18 protein-coding genes are annotated in these 15,406 nt (G+C 64.4%); 12 read left to right on the forward strand and 6 right to left on the reverse strand.

Annotation, left to right across the window (positions count from 1 at the left end):
* Positions 1-2 precede the first annotated feature (2 nt).
* Entirely contained in the window at positions 3-1,358 is a 1,356-nt protein-coding gene (locus tag KZO83_RS10840) for a PepSY-associated TM helix domain-containing protein (protein WP_247620825.1), read from the reverse strand.
* Positions 1,359-1,472: 114 nt separating this feature from the next.
* Complete coding sequence (locus KZO83_RS10845) at positions 1,473-1,832, reverse strand: DUF2946 domain-containing protein (protein WP_247620826.1); 360 nt, start codon at positions 1,830-1,832, stop codon at positions 1,473-1,475.
* 252 nt (positions 1,833-2,084) lie between these two features.
* On the opposite strand from KZO83_RS10845, the gene KZO83_RS10850 reads away from it, so the two are divergent.
* Positions 2,085-2,804 (forward strand): aspartate/glutamate racemase family protein, encoded by a 720-nt coding sequence (locus KZO83_RS10850; RefSeq protein WP_247620827.1) that lies wholly within the window; start codon positions 2,085-2,087, stop codon positions 2,802-2,804.
* A 13-nt stretch (positions 2,805-2,817) separates the two neighbouring features.
* The gene (locus KZO83_RS10855; RefSeq protein WP_247620828.1) at positions 2,818-3,168 is read left to right on the forward strand and encodes a DUF427 domain-containing protein; all 351 of its coding nucleotides are present in this window, start codon (positions 2,818-2,820) and stop codon (positions 3,166-3,168) included.
* A gap of 86 nt (positions 3,169-3,254) precedes the next feature.
* Here KZO83_RS10855 and KZO83_RS10860 read toward each other — a convergent pair whose 3' ends face one another.
* The gene (locus KZO83_RS10860) at positions 3,255-3,815 is read right to left on the reverse strand and encodes a helix-turn-helix domain-containing protein (RefSeq protein ID WP_247620829.1); all 561 of its coding nucleotides are present in this window, start codon (positions 3,813-3,815) and stop codon (positions 3,255-3,257) included.
* 114 nt (positions 3,816-3,929) lie between these two features.
* Here KZO83_RS10860 and rhtA point away from each other — a divergent pair, with 114 nt between their 5' ends.
* Positions 3,930-4,823, forward strand: coding sequence for a threonine/homoserine exporter RhtA (rhtA, locus tag KZO83_RS10865; protein WP_075370290.1), 894 nt, complete (start codon positions 3,930-3,932; stop codon positions 4,821-4,823).
* 51 nt (positions 4,824-4,874) lie between these two features.
* On the opposite strand, the gene ampC is transcribed toward rhtA, so the two are convergent.
* A complete protein-coding gene (gene ampC / locus KZO83_RS10870; RefSeq protein ID WP_247620830.1) occupies positions 4,875-6,041 on the reverse strand; it encodes a class C beta-lactamase in 1,167 nt (388 codons plus the stop codon).
* Between the two features lie 153 nt (positions 6,042-6,194).
* On the opposite strand from ampC, the gene KZO83_RS10875 reads away from it, so the two are divergent.
* Positions 6,195-6,902: a ZinT family metal-binding protein gene (locus KZO83_RS10875; RefSeq protein WP_247620831.1), complete on the forward strand. Its 708-nt coding sequence runs from the start codon at positions 6,195-6,197 to the stop codon at positions 6,900-6,902.
* Positions 6,903-6,966: 64 nt separating this feature from the next.
* Here KZO83_RS10875 and KZO83_RS10880 read toward each other — a convergent pair whose 3' ends face one another.
* On the reverse strand, positions 6,967-7,848 hold the full coding sequence (locus KZO83_RS10880) for a DMT family transporter (protein WP_247620832.1): 882 nt from the start codon (positions 7,846-7,848) through the stop codon (positions 6,967-6,969).
* 123 nt (positions 7,849-7,971) lie between these two features.
* Between KZO83_RS10880 and KZO83_RS10885 the strand changes: the two genes are divergently transcribed.
* The 8 genes from KZO83_RS10885 (at position 7,972) to KZO83_RS10920 (ending at position 14,108) form a co-directional block, all read left to right on the forward strand.
* Entirely contained in the window at positions 7,972-8,868 is an 897-nt protein-coding gene (locus KZO83_RS10885) for a LysR substrate-binding domain-containing protein (protein ID WP_247620833.1), read from the forward strand.
* Positions 8,869-8,950: 82 nt separating this feature from the next.
* On the forward strand, positions 8,951-9,481 hold the full coding sequence (locus KZO83_RS10890) for a C40 family peptidase (protein WP_247620834.1): 531 nt from the start codon (positions 8,951-8,953) through the stop codon (positions 9,479-9,481).
* A 115-nt stretch (positions 9,482-9,596) separates the two neighbouring features.
* Positions 9,597-10,634, forward strand: a complete 1,038-nt coding sequence (locus KZO83_RS10895; protein WP_247620835.1) for an ABC transporter substrate-binding protein — start codon at positions 9,597-9,599, stop codon at positions 10,632-10,634.
* Positions 10,631-11,392 (forward strand): ABC transporter permease, encoded by a 762-nt coding sequence (locus KZO83_RS10900; protein ID WP_247620836.1) that lies wholly within the window; start codon positions 10,631-10,633, stop codon positions 11,390-11,392. The genes KZO83_RS10895 and KZO83_RS10900 overlap by 4 nt, the downstream gene beginning before the upstream one ends.
* Positions 11,389-12,171, forward strand: a complete 783-nt coding sequence (locus tag KZO83_RS10905) for an ABC transporter ATP-binding protein (protein ID WP_247620837.1) — start codon at positions 11,389-11,391, stop codon at positions 12,169-12,171. Before KZO83_RS10900 ends, KZO83_RS10905 begins: the two co-directional genes overlap by 4 nt.
* Entirely contained in the window at positions 12,168-12,470 is a 303-nt protein-coding gene (locus tag KZO83_RS10910; RefSeq protein WP_040240664.1) for a hypothetical protein, read from the forward strand. Before KZO83_RS10905 ends, KZO83_RS10910 begins: the two co-directional genes overlap by 4 nt.
* Before the next feature lie 182 nt (positions 12,471-12,652).
* Positions 12,653-13,285 carry a peroxiredoxin gene (locus KZO83_RS10915; protein ID WP_247620838.1) on the forward strand — a complete coding sequence of 211 codons (633 nt, stop codon included), beginning with the start codon at positions 12,653-12,655 and terminating at the stop codon, positions 13,283-13,285.
* Positions 13,286-13,421: 136 nt separating this feature from the next.
* Positions 13,422-14,108 carry a DJ-1/PfpI family protein gene (locus KZO83_RS10920; RefSeq protein WP_247620839.1) on the forward strand — a complete coding sequence of 229 codons (687 nt, stop codon included), beginning with the start codon at positions 13,422-13,424 and terminating at the stop codon, positions 14,106-14,108.
* Between the two features lie 350 nt (positions 14,109-14,458).
* On the opposite strand, the gene KZO83_RS10925 is transcribed toward KZO83_RS10920, so the two are convergent.
* Positions 14,459-15,334 (reverse strand): DMT family transporter, encoded by an 876-nt coding sequence (locus KZO83_RS10925; RefSeq protein WP_247620840.1) that lies wholly within the window; start codon positions 15,332-15,334, stop codon positions 14,459-14,461.
* Between the last annotated feature and the right edge of the window lie 72 nt (positions 15,335-15,406).

Below are 15,406 nucleotides of genomic sequence, written 5' to 3' on the forward strand. Positions count from 1 at the left end.
GGCTAGGCGGTCGTCGCGGCGCGCCTGGCGCCGCGACGTCGCACCAGCGCATCCACCACCGCCATGACGATCATCGAGGCCCCCACCAGCGGGAAGATCACGCCGCCGATGGCGAGCAACGCCAGCACGCCGCGCAAGCGACGGGGATCCTTGGGTTCGGGGGGAATCCCCAGCTTGCCGCTCGGTCGACGCTTCCACCACATCACGCCCGACGAGACGCACAGCAGCACGATCCCCGCGCAGGCCAGCGCCAGGACCAACTGATTGGCGAGCCCGTATTGCTGCCCCATGTGCACGTTGATGCCCCACTCCAGCGACTTGCCCAGCGGGCCGTAGTCGGCGTAGTTCATGTCCAGCAGTGGCTCGCCGCTATACCGGTCCAGATGCACGACGCGCTGCCGCGACAGATCGTCGGGGTAGATCGAGCCGGTATAGACGCCGGTAGGACCGCTCGGCAGATTGACGCCATAACCGGGAGCCAGCCCCAGCTCATCGAATTCCGCCACCGCGCCGTTGAGGCCGATGCCCGGCGCGCCCTCGCGTCCAGGCGTCGATTCCGGCAGCCGTGCCTGCTCCAGCGACCAGGTGGTCGTCTCCCGCTCCGCCAGGCGTTCATCGGAGACCGGGACGTTGACGCGCACGCCATCCGGATAGCCGAAGTTGTGACCGTTGGCGAGTTCGTTGACCTTGCTGCCCCACACCGTGGACCACGGCATGCCGGTAATCGCCAGAAAGAGAATGAAGCCCCCGACGAAAATGCCGGTGACGGCGTGAAGGTCACGCCAGAACATTCGCTTCGACGGGGTCGCACGTACCGATATCACGCCGCCGCGTCGGCCGCGCGGCCACCACAGATAGATCCCGGTCAGCACGAGCAGGATCGACCAGCCGCCGACGATCTCGATGATCAGGGTCGCCGTCTCGCCGAAGTAGTTGAGACTGTGGATGGTGCGCACGATCCACATCACGCTGCCTTGATAGGGAATCGTGCCGGTGACCTCGCCGGTGTAAGGATCGACGTAGACGGCTTGCTTGCCGTCGGCGGTGGTGATGTCGACCTCCGCGGCAAGGTTGGAGGCAGCAGGAGGCACGTAACGAAACGCCTCGCCGGGATGCGCCGCCATGGCAGCATCCAACTGTTGCTGCGGCGACACCGCCGCTGACGATTGCGCCTCGACGCGCACGATGTCCGCGTTGAGCCACTGGTCGATCTCATCCTTGAAGAGGTAGAGCCCGCCGGTCACCGCCAACGAGATCAGAAAGGGAATCGCGATGAGACCCGCGTAGAAATGCCAGCGCCAGACCGCCCGGTAGAGGTCGCTGGCGTCACGTGAAGAACGCGCAGAAGTACGAGACATGAAGCCCCCGAGTAGCGTGCCATGGCTACCGTTCGGTAGCCGAATCCATCCTGTGGCCGACGACTCCGGCGCAGGCGCGGCGTGCAAACGCACCAAGTTCGGAGTCGAGACCGCTTATGCGTGATGGCACGCCAACGGGGGAGCGCGGGTCAGCGCGTTGGGGAAGGTGGTCGTCACCGCCTGAGATGCGAGCACTCTTGGCGCATGCGGCGCGATGACGGCGGCGTTGTCCACTATCGAGGCGGTGAAAGCCCCCTCGATGACCGGGAAATGGCCGAATAGGGAGCAGTAGGGGCACTGATCGTGCAGGCCGACCGATGCGACGTGACCGCCCCGCGAGTGATCACCGTGCCCGGCCTCGGCGTGCGCAGGCATCGCATCGTGCCGCAGGGAGGCACTGGCCTGCCCGACCACCGGGCCGCACACCACCAGCAGCATGGCGAACAAGCTCAGCCAGGCGGTAAAACGACGCATGGATGTACGCGGGGAAAAAGGCATGGACTCGGCCGTGGGGTCGTCAGACGCATTCCATACTATCGCAGCCCTCTTTCCTACACAGCCGAATGATCGCGCGTGCCCACGGGTGGGGGCGAGGGCTCTTCACGCAACCCGGGCCAGAGACGGCCTGCAGCGTTATGATACAAGATGGGGTGCGACAATCCGCCTCGTGAGTCGACAGCACGTCGCGGCGCTTTATTTCGCTTTTTCACGCAAGGAGAGTTCATCATGCGCACCATTGGTTTGCTCGGCGGAATGAGCTGGGAGTCCACCGAGAGCTACTATCGGGCGCTGAACGAAGGCGTAAAACAGGCGCTGGGCGGCTTTCACTCGGCGAAGATCGCGATGGTAAGCGTCGACTTCGCCGAGATCGAGACCTTGCAGCGAGACGGACGCTGGGACGCGGCCGGAGAGGCGCTGGCCGCCGCCGCGCGCCAGATCGAGCACGCCGGCGCGGATTTTCTGCTGATCGCCACGAACACCATGCACAAGGTGGCACCGCAGGTGGAAGCGGCCATCGACATCCCGCTGCTGCACATCGCCGACGCCACGGCCGAAAGCCTGGTCGCCGACGGCATCACCCGAGTCGGGCTCTTGGGCACGCGCTTCACCATGGAGCAGGACTTCTACAAGCAACGCCTGAGCGAGCGTTACGGTATCGACGTGATCGTGCCCGACGACACCCAGCGCGAACGCGTGCATCGGGTGATTTTCGAGGAACTGTGCCTCGGGCGCATCGAAGCCGCCTCGCGAGAGGCATTTCTCGCCGTGATCGACGCCTTGCATGCGCGGGGCGCGCAGGCGGTGATTCTCGGCTGCACTGAAATCGCCATGTTGATCAAGGCAACCGACACTCAGGTACCGCTCTACGACACCACGGCGTTGCATGCCCAGGCCGCCGTGAAACGCGCCCTCTCCGACGCCCTCTTGCCGGAAGACACTCCATAGCCCGGGAGGCTCCATGTCAGCAGACACCACGCAAGACCGCATCAGCCTGCACCCCCACACGCATCGCGTGTGGGTATGGGACGGCGACACCTTGCTCGCCGACAGCACGCACGCCGTCGAGCTGCGCGAGCGCGGGTATCCCCCGCACCAATACCTACCCGAAAGCGACGTGCAGATGGCGCAACTGTTGCGCTCCACCACCGTGACGCACTGCCCCTTCAAGGGCGACGCCACCTACTACAGCACTGACGAACATCCCGACATCGCCTGGCAATACGCCAACCCGCTGGCGAATATGGCGGCAATTGCCGACCGACTGGCGTTCGATGACAGCGTGGTGACGGTGCAGGTGGACGCCGGGTAAGCGGGCACGTGCGTGCCATCAGCCAGTCACGAGGCCACGCAGATCGCCATTGGCACCTGGATCGGTGCTTGGATGGATACTTGACGTCAGTGCACCACGTTGCGGATGAAACGTAGCCGCCCCGCGCCTTCGTTGCGGTAACGGTGGAACTGGTCGCTGGGGTAGACGTGAAAGTCACCAGCCTCGATCGTCACCTCGCGGTCCGCGAGCTCCAGGGTCAGCGTGCCCTCGATCACCACCAGCATCTCGTGCCAGCCGGTGCCATCGGCGACGGACTCGTAACTCTCTCCGGGCTCCATCGACCAGGACCACAGCTCGACCTCCTGTCGCGCCGGCTTGCTCGCCAGCAGCCGGGCGTGACTGTCGGGGAATCGCCCCACCCAGGCGACTTCGTCGATGCGCGCCGAGTCCTCACTGTCCGGCGGCTGAACCAGGGCGTAGAACAGCACCCCCAGCGCCTCGGCGAGTCGATCCAGCGTGCTCAGGCTGACATTGACGTCGCCCTTTTCGATATTGACCAGCATCCGCCGACTCACGCCGGCCCGCTCGGCCAACACCTGCTGGCTCAGCGACGCCCCCTGACGCAGACGCCTCACGTTGGCGGCGACGTGCACCAGGACATCGGGGCGCTCGCTAGACTTGTGCACTATATTGCCCATCCGTACAATCGCGGTTCTCTCGAATGCCAGCGTCCGGCCATGTCAGCGGGAAGCGACTGGCGCCGTCAGAAGGGCAGCATGCCGCAGAACAAAGGAGGTGTCATGTCAGTCGCCATGCGCGAATTCGTGGCCAGGGTTTGGCCGGTGGCCATGCTGATCGTGGCAATGTGCTCCATCCAGACCGGGGCGTCCATCGCCAAGACCTTGTTTCCGGTCATCGGCGCCACCGGCACGACCTCGATTCGCCTAATCCTCGCCGCGCTGATACTGCTGGTCGTGATGCGGCCCTGGCGCCAGCGGTTCAGCCGCCGTGCCTGGAAGTCGACCGTGATCTACGGCGTCGCCCTGGGCGTCATGAACCTGCTGTTCTACCAGGCGCTACAGACGGTTCCGCTGGGGATCGCGGTGGCGCTGGAGTTCACCGGGCCGCTGACGGTGGCGATGCTCTCCTCGCGGCGTTGGCTGGACCTGCTGTGGGTGGCATTCGCCGTGCTCGGCCTGACATGTCTTCTGTTGCTGGGCGATGACAGCAACGGCGCGGTCGATCCTTACGGCGCGGCCTGTGCGCTGGGAGCCGGCGTCTGCTGGGCGCTGTATATCCTGTTCGGACAAAAGGCAGGCTCGGTCAATGGCGCCCAGAGCGCCACGCTGGGCATCACCATCGCGGCGGTGGTGATCGCCCCCGTCGGTTTGATCGACGTCGGCCCGGCGATTTTCGCGCCGGAGGTCCTCCCGCTGGCACTCGCCGTCGCCGTGCTTTCCACCGCCCTGCCCTACACGCTCGAAATGGTGGCACTGCCGCGCCTGCCGACCCAGACCTTCGGCACGCTGATGAGTCTGGAACCGGCGATCGGCGCGCTCTCCGGCCTGCTGTTCCTGAGCCAGCTTTTGAGTGGCCTGCAGTGGCTGGCCATCGGCCTGATCATCGTCGCCTCGATCGGTACCACGCTGACGGTGCGCCGGCGCGATACCTTCGAGACGCCGGTACCGGACTGAGAGGCCCGGCCGCTTGGGCGTCGTTTCAAGGCCCAGCGGCCCCCTAATGCCTTACGGCGTGTCGAGGACCCCGAGTTCGGACAGGATGCGGTAGGCTGCCTCGACGCGCGCGTCATTGGGATAGTTCTTGTTGGCCAGCATCACCAGCCCCGTCTGTTCGCCGGGAAGCATCACGAGGTAGCCGCCGAAGCCGTTGGTGGAGCCGGTCTTGTTGACCCAGACATCGTCGCGTGGCGCCTGCGGCGGCACGATCGCCTCGGCCGCGTTGGGCTCGAGGATCATGTCGTAACCGTTGCCGGCGCGCAGGGTATCGAGCGCCACGGGCAGCGGATACTGCTCCCAGATCAGGGCCTGGGTCATGTCGCCGACCCGGTAATGGCCCTGGCGGGTCGCATCGATGGCCTGCTGAAGCTCGGCGTCGACATCCGCGAGATGCAGGTTGGCTCGCACCAGCCCGGCCAGATCGGCGGCCGTGGTCTTGAGCCCGTAGGCTTCGTCGTCGAGCACGCCGGGCGAGACACGGATCGGCTGGCCGTCCTTGGCCTCGCCCATGGCGTAGTGCGCCATGTGCGCCTCGGGAATATCGTACCAGGTGTCCCGCATGCCGAGCGGCGCCAGCACCTTGGCGCGCATCGTCGGCACGAATTCGCCCCCCAGGCTCGCCGCCGTCTCCAGCCCCAAAAGGCCGATCCCCAGGTTGGAATAGGTACGGCTCTCGCCGATGGGCTCGCTTGGCTGCCAGTCTCGATACCAGGTCATCAGCGATGCATGGTCGGTCACTTCGTCAGGCACGAACAGCGGCAGCCCGCCGCCGGTGTGAGTACCGAGGTTGCGCCCATCGATCCTGTCGAAGGCGCTGCCTTCGAGCTCAGGCAGGTAAAGGCTCACGGGCGCCTCGAGGTCGAGCTCGCCCTCGACGGCGGCCAACGAGGCCAGGGTCGCGGTCAATGTCTTGCTGAGCGAGCCGATCTCGAACAGGGTGTCGTCGTCGACCGGCGTGCCGGTCTCGCGGTTGGCGTCGCCGTAATGGGCGACCGTCGTGCCCTTCGGCCCGACGAGGGCGACCGCCATGCCGGGGATCTGCTGCGTCTCCATCAACGACGCGATGATGGGATCGAGCACCTCGCGAGCTTGCCTGTCCGGCGCGTCATCCTGCGCCAGTGCCACATTCCACCCACCCAGTAACGTCAGCGATACCCCCAGCAGCCACCCTTTCATTGCGCTTCCTGCTCCCCTATCGATGAGCCAAATTCCTGAATCGGTATCATGCGGCAAAAAAACGACCACTGGAACTGGCCTCCGAAAAAGTTATGTTATAACGTATTAATCGCTTTTCAGCCACCATACCGCAATGAGTACCAGGAGATCACGATGCGTCACCTATCCACTCATGCCGCTCTCGCGCTCGGCCTGCTATCGCTGGCGAGCGTGCCACCGGCCGTCGCGCAGCAGGATGACCACGACCACCATCCACATGAGCACGATCACAGCCACGATCATGACCATAAGCATGAGCACGATCACTCCCACGATCATCACGACAGCGATATCTACGCCGGTTACTTCGATGATGATCAGGTCGAGGATCGCGCCTTGTCGGACTGGGAGGGCGACTGGCAGTCGGTCTACCCCTATCTGCAGAACGGCACGCTGGATGACGTCTTCGCGCACAAGGCCGCACAAAGCGATGACAAGACGGCTGCCGACTACAAGCAGTACTACACGACCGGCTATCGCACGGACGTCGACCGCATCGTGATCGAGGGCGATCAGGTCTCGTTCTACGGAGACAACGGCAAGCGCACGGGGGAATACACCTACGACGGCCATGAAATCCTCACCTACGAGGCGGGCAATCGCGGGGTGCGCTATATCTTCGAGCGCGATGGTGGCAGCGCCGACGCGCCTCGCTACATCCAGTTCAGCGATCACACCATCTCTCCCATGGATGCCGACCACTACCATCTTTACTGGGGCGACGATCGCGCCGCCCTGCTGGACGAGGTCACGAACTGGCCGACCTACTACCCCTCCCATCTAGACGGTGACGCCATCGCACGGGAAATGATGGCGCATTGACCGGGCCTGTACATGCCACTCGGCATCCTCGGCGACAGCCGCCCCGAACGGAGCGGCTGTCGTCTCAAGAACTCACCGCCCCCTGGGGACGTCTCTTCAACTGCGTAATGACGGCGCTGCCCAGCACACCCACGAAGGCGATGACCAACGGCAGACTGAACGCGGCACGCCCCACCAGGATCAGCAGCACCGACGACATGACGGGCACGAAATACGTCAGCACGCCCAGCAACGTGGAGGAGCTTCTCAGCAGGGCGTAGCCCCAGGTGATGAACGCCAGTCCATAAGGGCCGATCCCGATGAGCGCCGCCACGCCCCAGTCCATCGCCGTCGCGTGCTCGGGAGCGGTTTCGAACGCACGGTGCAGCCCCCAGGAGGCGACGGCGGCAACGGCGAACAGGTGCTTGTAGTCCACCCAGGACAAGGCGGCGCGCCCCCGGAGATAGAGGGAGAACATGATCCAGGAAGCGCCGGAGGCCATGCCCTGCATATAGCCCAGTGCCGAGGTCGATTCGCCCTGAGCGTTCGAGAGCACCAGCGGCACCAGCCCCGCAAACGCCACGGCCGACCCCAGTAAGGTACGCGCCCTAAGACCACGCCCGGCCAGCAAGTCTGCCACGAGCATGAATCCCAACGGCCAGAGGTACGTCACGAGCGTGATCTTGGCCGGGTCGCCCTTGCTCAGGGCGGAGAAATAGAAATACAGCGCGCCTGTCAGGCCACCGACCCCCATCAGCCAGAACTTCCCGTCGCGCCAGGCGGCCACGCCGGACGATGCACCACGCCATCCCATGAGCAGTGCCATCAGCGCAGCCGCCCCCATGGCCACTGCTGCCGTCAACATGGGAGGCAGATTGATCAGATCGCGCAATACCGGCAGGCTGGCCCAGAGCGTGACGGTCAGAAGGCCCGCCAGTAGTCCGGTGGTGGTGCGTGTGCTGGTCATGGCCTGCTCCTGTGTATACCGAATCGGCGTGGGTGGTATGTGACGCGAGCAGTCTGGAGCCGCATGAATTATCATGGAAACGAAGAGTTTCGATATTTCGATCATGATTCGTGATGGTACTGAATGGCTAACTTTCGTCCCTTAGATCTAGTGGTGCTCAACACCTTCGTCACGGTGGTGGACAAGGGAGGGTTTACCGCAGCGACGGATGCCTTGCATCTAGCACAATCGACCGTCAGTGCGCACATGAAGCGTCTGGAAGAAACCTTCGGGCAGCCCTTGTTGCAGCGCGGGCGGAAAGCGCCGACCCCTACGCCGGCGGGGGAACGCCTGCTCTCGCACGCACGGCAGATGCTGCGCCAAAACGCGCTCGCCTGGCAGGATGTCAGCGAGCAACGGCTGGATGGCGTGGTACGCCTGGGAATACCCGACGATTACGTGGTCTACCTCCCCGAGGCGCTGTCCGAGTTCGAGGCCCAGTACCCGGGGGTCGAGCTGCAGGTGGATTGCGGGCTCAGCGTGGACCTGGTGCAAAGCGTTCGCACCGGCAGCCTGGACCTGGCGATCACCACGCGTCAGCCCAAGAGCCCTGGCGGCGAGGTGCTGTGTCAGGAGCCCACGGTGTGGGCCGGTGCCCCCGGACATGACACCCAACGCCGCACACCGCTGCCCCTGGCGGTCTCTACAGATGGGGTTTGCATCTTCAGGGAACGCGCCCTGGCGGCACTCGACGCCGTAGGTATCCCCTGGCGAATCGCCTATACCAGCGCCAGTTTGTCCGGCCTTACGGCCGCGGTACGCGCGGGCTTGGCGATAACGGTGCTCACACCCTCCATGCTGGGCTCGGACCTGAGCATCATCGATAGCGTCGAGGGGCTCCCCGAGCTGCCCATGACTGAAATCGCTCTGCACCGCAGCCCGGGACGCCCCAAGGAGGCGGCGCGTCAGCTCGCGTTGAGCCTGCAAGCCCATATTCAGGCCCGATCAACGGTCGACCTTAACAAAGCGGCGCCAGTATGAGCTGGCGCTCTCACCCCGTAGCATCTTTGGCTACACTGCTGGCATTCTTGTCACTCATCGGATTCCGACTGTAGGAGCTCGCATGGAGAGTGATCCTGTCACCCATTCATCGTCCGCGGCAGTGGCTGCGCCGCGCTTACAAGCGACTTTGGCGCTGCTTTTATGCCTGCTCGTTCTGGCCGGGTGTTCGTCGAGCCAACGCATCGAGACGCACGATCCCGGCCCGACCACGGCGGAGGGCCTCTCCATCGAGCGAGCATTGATCATTTCCAACGCCAAGCAGGCGCTGGGCACACCTTATAAGTGGGGCGGCAATTCGCTGGAGACTGGGTTGGATTGTTCCGGGCTGGTGCAAGTGGCATACCATGCGGCTGGGATTGATGTACCACGCACATCCAATCAGCAGTACCAGACGCTCGATTCTCGCGAGCAGGCACGTCCCGGGGATCTGCTGTTCTTCGGCGCCGGGGACCGCGCCACCCACGTCGGGATTTATCTGGGCGACCGACGGATGATCCACGCCCCCGGCAGTGGCCGTGAGGTCACGGTCTCCTCGCTGAATATCCGCTACTGGCGCAAGCACTACTTAGGCGCTGCTGGCCCGGCACCGTGAACGCCTCACGGGCAACGCGCATATTCTTATAACCAAATCGTTATTCGGGGCTTTTTCGTTATTATCGGCGAGTCGCTATAGTGGCGAACCTATCGCTTACCCCCGGAGACTCGCCATGCGACGACTGTTTCACTGGATCGGCGCGCTCGCGCTGACCGCCCTGCTGCCGGGCGCGGCCCTGGCCCAGAACAACGAAACGACGACTCTCGAGGTCGGCTACATGCCCATCCTGCCGGTCGCGCAATTGTTCGTCATGGAGGGCGCCGGTTGGACCGACGAGGCGGGGCTGGATCTCGAGTTGACGCGCTTCTCCAGCGGTCCGGCCATGGTGCAGGCGCTGGCATCCGGCAAGCTCGACGTGATGAACTTCGGCATTGGGCCGGCCATGGTCGCCCGAGCCAACGGTGTGCCGATCAAAGTGCTCGCCGCCAGCATCCAGGAGCAGATCGGGCTGATCGCCCGCGGCGAGCTCGCCAATGCCTTCGAGGGCAATGATCCGGCGGCCGCCATTGCCCAGTTCACCGAGACGCAGGGCCGCAAGCCCAAGATCGCCACCTTCCCCAATGGCTCGGTACCCTACACCGTGCTGCGCTACTGGCTGGAAGAACAGATCGGGGTCGACGCGGACGCGGTGGATATCGTCACCATGGGGGCCTCAAGGGTTCAGCAATCGCTGCTGGCTGGCGCGGCGGACGCCGCCTCTACCCTCGAGCCGATCCTCAGTGTCGTGCAGCAACGCGATCCCGACGCTCGAGTCGTGGCACGCGGCAACGACATGCTGCCTCACCAGCCCGGCGCGGTGCTGGCAGTACGCGAGGCCGTGCTCAAGGAGCATCCCGAGGCGATCCAGGCTCTGGTCGCGCAGCACGTCCGCGCCACCGAGATGCTCGAGAACGAGCCCGCGAAGGCCGCGCCGTACGTGCGCGAGTTCGTCGGCAAGCGGCTCATCGACGAGGAAACTGTCACCGCCGCCTTGTCCTCGCCGTCGTCCAACTATCTGGCCGACCCGCACATGATCATCGACGCCACGCGTACCATGGCCGACTTCCAGCGTCGCATCGGCACGCTGAAGAAGCCCGTGGACGTGGATGCGCTCTTCGATACGTCGGTCTATGACGCCGTGATGCCCTCGACGGAGAACGCAGCGCCATGACGCGTCCCGCACGCCATCGACGCACCCTGATCAGCGCCGTCAGCCTTGCCACCCTGGTGACGCTCTGGGAGACGGCCCTGCGCGTGGGCTGGCTGCCGAGCAACCTGGTGCCATTGCCCTCGCAGATTCCCGGGGTACTCTGGGCGGAAGTGCTGGACGGCATCTGGCTCGACGTCGTGTTGTCGAGCCTCTCCCATTACAGTATCGGCCTGGTGATCGGCTCGGTGCTGGGGATTGCGGTCGGCATGGCCGCGGCGCTGCTGCCCCGGTTCGATGCCGCCCACAGCTGGCTGGCACGCCTGCTGCGGCCGATTCCGCCGCTGGCCTGGATCCCCTTCGCGATCATCTGGTTCGGCGTGACCGAAACCGCCGCTGCTTTCATCATCAGCATCGGCGTGTTCTGGATCAATTACTTCACCAGCTACAGCGCGGTGCGCGCCATCGACGACGGCTACTACGAAGTCGCCCGGGCCTTCGGCCAGGGCGGTTTCAGCGCGCGGCTGGCCAAGATCAGCCTGCCGGCGGCGGCGCCGGGCATCCTCGGGGGACTGCGTGCCGGCCTGGGCCAAGGCTGGATGACGGTGGTCGCCGCCGAGCTGTTCGGCATTCCCGGCATCGGCCAGCGCATGATGGAAGCCTCGGGCCTGCTCGCCACCGATGTGGTGGTGGTCTACATGCTGACCATCGCCGCGCTCTACGCCCTGTTCGACTTCCTGTTCATGCGCATTCAGCGGAGGGTTCTACGGTGGCAGCAATGAATGACGCGTCCGCGCCCGTCCTGACGGCACGCGGCGTACGTCTGGGCTTTGCCGACGACGTCGTGCTCGACGACATCGACCTCGAAGTGGCCCCGCGCGAATTCGTGGCCATGGTCGGCGCTTCGGGCGTGGGCAAATCCACCCTGCTGCGCGCCTTCGCCGGCTTGCTGGCCCCGCAGCGTGGCGACGTCCATCTCTCCACCGCCGAGGCGTCGGCCAGCCGCGACTGTTCGATGGTCTTCCAGGCGCCGCGATTATTTCCCTGGCGCCGCGTGCGCGCCAATGTCGAGCTGGGCCTGGAAGGGTTGGGACTATCCCGCGACGAGCGCCGTACCCGTGCCATGGAACCGCTGTCACTAGTCGGGCTCGAGGAACTCGCCGAGCGCTGGCCACGCACGCTGTCCGGCGGTCAGCAACAGCGAGTGGGCATCGCCCGCGCACTGGCGGTACGGCCTCGGGTGTTGTTCATGGACGAGCCGTTCTCCGCACTCGACGCCCTGACCCGCCAGCGCCTGCAGAGCGAACTCACCGAGCTGCGCCAGCGCAGCGACGCGGCGATCGTCTTCGTCACTCATGACATCGAGGAGGCCGTCCTCCTCGCCGACCGCGTCGTGGTGCTGGCCAAACCCGACAAAGGCGCGCCGGCCACGGTGCGTGATATCGTCACCATCGACCTGCCGCTCGCCCGGCGCCGCGAGCAGAGCGGCTTTCGCGACCACGTGCAGCGCCTGGAACAGCATATCGGTGTTGCCGCCACCCCCGAGGAGACGACCTCATGAGTGCCTTGCGTGTCGTATTGCATGCTCCCACCGCCGATGGCCTCGCCCGCGCCCGGCGCAATGCACTCAACCTGGCCCGGGCACGGCCCGACACCGAGATGCTGATCGTGGCCAACGGCGCCGCCGTGGCCGCCGCCCTGGACACGCCCGACCCGGCCACCGATGCCTGGCTGCGGCTTTGCCGCAATACCCTCGCGACCCAGGCGCTGGACAACCCCGGCGGCCTCGGGGAAGTCGAGGCCGCAGTGGTCACGCTCGCCGAACTGCAGGCGCAGGGCTGGGCCTATATCCGCGCTTGAGTCTCGCGGCGCCCCCTTGTGATCCCCGGGGCGCGTCACCATGTGTTGGAGAGAGGGGCGCGGGAAGCGTCACGTATGGGCAAATACCCAAGATGCATTTGCTTAGCGAAATCCATTGTTTCCCATGCCCTAGTTTGTGATGCGATGCTCAATGCTTCGCCAATCAGTGAAAGGAGGACGCCATGGCACTACAACTCGGCGATATTGCCCCGGATTTCACCCAAGATAGCACCGACGGAACGATCAACTTCCATGAGTGGGCCGGCGACAACTGGGTCATCCTGTTCTCGCATCCCAAGGATTTCACCCCGGTTTGCACCACCGAGCTCGGCGAAGTGTCGCGCCTGAAGCCGGAATTCGAGAAACGCAACGCCAAGGCCATCGGTCTCTCCGTAGATCCGCTGGACGATCACAAGGCATGGGAAGGCGACATCAAGGAAACCCAGGGCCATGGCCTGAATTTCCCACTGTTGGCGGATGCCGACCGTCAGGTCAGCTCGCTATACGGGATGATTCATCCCAACGCCAACGACACCCTGACGGTGCGTAGCGTCTTCATTATCGACCCCAGCAAGAAAGTGCGCCTGACACTGACCTATCCGGCCAGTACCGGTCGCAACTTCTCAGAGATCCTGCGCGTGCTGGATAGCCTTCAGCTGACCGACAGCCAGAAGGTCGCCACACCGGTCAACTGGACCGAAGGCGACGACTGCATCATCGTGCCCTCGGTCGATAACGAAAAGGCTAAGGAACTCTTCCCGCAAGGCTGGGACGAGAAGAAGCCGTACCTGCGCATGGTCAAGCTGCAGAAGTAACCCGTTACACGTGACCTACTGGGTCAGGCGCCGTCCGGTGCCATGACCTTTGATCGCCCGTGGCCTCCTGGACCACGGGCGATTTTTTTCATGCGCGCTATTCTGCATGAGACAACCCTTGCCTACGGATACCGCCATGGCGTCGACAATACATATCGTGATACCGATCTATCCCGGCGTCACGCAGTTGGATTTCACCGGACCTCATCAATTCTTCTCGCGTGTGCCCCAAACCGAGGTCGTGGTCGCCTCCGTCGGCGGCCTGCCGGTAGAGGCCCAGGGGCTGACCTTCGCCAACCTGGCCGACCTGGACGTTATCGAGGCATGCGACGTGTTGTGCGTACCGGGCGGGCTGGGGTGCCTCGACGCCGCAGAGGATGCACGATTCCTTCACGCCATTCAGCGGCTCGCCAGTACCTCGCGGTACCTGACATCGGTCTGCACCGGCTCATTGATCCTGGGCGCGGCCGGCCTTCTGCGGGGGAGACGTGCGGCCTGTCACTGGGCCTGGCGAGACATGCTGCCACTCTTCGGCGCCATCCCCGATGCGGGGCGCGTCGTGCGGGACGGCAACCTCATCACCGGCGGAGGCGTCACGGCCGGCATCGATCTGGCGCTGACGGTCATCGCCGAGCTGCTGGGTGACGAGACCGCCCAGGCGGCGCAACTGACGCTGGAATATGCACCCGAGCCGCCCTTCGACGCCGGGCGGCCAGATACCGCACCGGCGTCCGTACATGCGCATGTGCTCGACGGCATGGCGGACATGCAGGCATCCCGGTATCGGCAGGCCGAACGCATCGCCACGCACTTGCCCGCGTGACGCCGAGCGCGCGGCCCTAGACCACGGGCGAGCGACGTTCGGCCGACACACGCCGTGCCCTACGAATCACACGCACCATGCACGCTGCTCGATAAGCAACGAACAACAACAAGATCGCTATCTTGAACGAGGTCTTGATCCGCATCGTCGTACCCGGCTCGGCGTCTCATGGGGAAGGAGTACGACGAGTTAATCAGAAGGATGTTAAGGAATGTTGACGCCGTGGTAGACGGCCGTACCCAATATCGACCTGCCAAGGGCAGACTTGAGCACAGCCGGGCCTTTTTATAAAAAATATCTGATAAAACCGCGCCGAGATATCCGGCATAGCCTCTCTCGTACTCACGGCTTTATGTCGTGGGACGCGCCTTGATGGCTACCTGCCGTTCATACATGGCAATGGCGACGCCGCTACCGATGATCACCAGCGCGCCGATGAAGACCCAGATATCCGGTACTTCACCCCACAACCACCAGCCCAGCAGCACCGCCCAGACCATGGCAGTGTAATCGAACGGCGCCGCCAGCGCCGCCGGGGCGTAACGAAACGCCAGCGTAATGCACGACACCGCGCCCACGCCGAAGATGCCAGAGCCAATGAAACCCAGCCACGCCACCCCCTCAGGCATCTTCCAAACGTTGGGTAGCAATATCGCACTGACGATCAGGGGTACCAGAGTGGCGTAAAAGACCATCGCCCACAGGCTTTCCTTACCGCCGTAGCGCCGCGCAGTGATCATCATCAACGCATAGCACACCGCCGCGCCGACGACGATCAGCGCTCCCCATTGGAAGCCCGCCGCGCCAGGACGCACCACGATCAGAACGCCGGCGAAGCCCACCAGCGAAGCGATGAACGGCAAGCGTTCGACGCGTTCCTTGAGCAGCGGGCCGGAAAGCAGCGTCACGAACAATGGCGCGGCGAAGGCAATGGCGGTGGTTTCCGCCAATGGCAGTAGCGTCAGGCCGGTGACGAAACAGAACATCGTGCCGGCAAAGATCAAACCGCGCAGGAGATGAACGCCCGGGCGCCGGGTCTTGAGCTTTTGCCAGCCGCCATTGAAGCGTGCCAACAGTGCGATCAACGGCAGCGAGATCAGAGTGCGGAAGAAGATGATCTGAATCGGGTCGTACGTGGCGCCTAGCCACTTGGAAATCGCATCGCCCAGCGCAAGGCACAACACCCCAGCGCACATGATCAAGATTCCCAGCAGGGACGGCGACATACCCACCTCCATGAAGAAAGACCACGCGGCGCCTATCGTAATGCGCCCCGCTACGTGTAATGGAAACGGCCC

It is taken from the genome of Chromohalobacter moromii, from assembly GCF_023091865.1.
Lineage (GTDB): Bacteria > Pseudomonadota > Gammaproteobacteria > Pseudomonadales > Halomonadaceae > Chromohalobacter > Chromohalobacter moromii.

Coding starts and splice junctions, on each gene's coding strand:
- KZO83_RS10910 (WP_040240664.1), top strand. CDS start 12,168: ATGAGTGCCTTGCGTGTCGTATTGCATGCTCCCACCGCCGATGGCCTC.
- KZO83_RS10915 (WP_247620838.1), top strand. CDS start 12,653: ATGGCACTACAACTCGGCGATATTGCCCCGGATTTCACCCAAGATAGC.
- KZO83_RS10880 (WP_247620832.1), bottom strand. CDS start 7,848: ATGACCAGCACACGCACCACCACCGGACTACTGGCGGGCCTTCTGACC.
- KZO83_RS10840 (WP_247620825.1), bottom strand. CDS start 1,358: ATGTCTCGTACTTCTGCGCGTTCTTCACGTGACGCCAGCGACCTCTAC.
- KZO83_RS10875 (WP_247620831.1), top strand. CDS start 6,195: ATGCGTCACCTATCCACTCATGCCGCTCTCGCGCTCGGCCTGCTATCG.
- ampC (WP_247620830.1), bottom strand. CDS start 6,041: ATGAAAGGGTGGCTGCTGGGGGTATCGCTGACGTTACTGGGTGGGTGG.
- KZO83_RS10890 (WP_247620834.1), top strand. CDS start 8,951: ATGGAGAGTGATCCTGTCACCCATTCATCGTCCGCGGCAGTGGCTGCG.
- KZO83_RS10850 (WP_247620827.1), top strand. CDS start 2,085: ATGCGCACCATTGGTTTGCTCGGCGGAATGAGCTGGGAGTCCACCGAG.
- KZO83_RS10900 (WP_247620836.1), top strand. CDS start 10,631: ATGACGCGTCCCGCACGCCATCGACGCACCCTGATCAGCGCCGTCAGC.
- KZO83_RS10925 (WP_247620840.1), bottom strand. CDS start 15,334: ATGTCGCCGTCCCTGCTGGGAATCTTGATCATGTGCGCTGGGGTGTTG.
- KZO83_RS10905 (WP_247620837.1), top strand. CDS start 11,389: ATGAATGACGCGTCCGCGCCCGTCCTGACGGCACGCGGCGTACGTCTG.
- KZO83_RS10895 (WP_247620835.1), top strand. CDS start 9,597: ATGCGACGACTGTTTCACTGGATCGGCGCGCTCGCGCTGACCGCCCTG.
- KZO83_RS10920 (WP_247620839.1), top strand. CDS start 13,422: ATGGCGTCGACAATACATATCGTGATACCGATCTATCCCGGCGTCACG.
- KZO83_RS10855 (WP_247620828.1), top strand. CDS start 2,818: ATGTCAGCAGACACCACGCAAGACCGCATCAGCCTGCACCCCCACACG.
- KZO83_RS10885 (WP_247620833.1), top strand. CDS start 7,972: ATGGCTAACTTTCGTCCCTTAGATCTAGTGGTGCTCAACACCTTCGTC.
- KZO83_RS10845 (WP_247620826.1), bottom strand. CDS start 1,832: ATGCGTCGTTTTACCGCCTGGCTGAGCTTGTTCGCCATGCTGCTGGTG.
- rhtA (WP_075370290.1), top strand. CDS start 3,930: ATGTCAGTCGCCATGCGCGAATTCGTGGCCAGGGTTTGGCCGGTGGCC.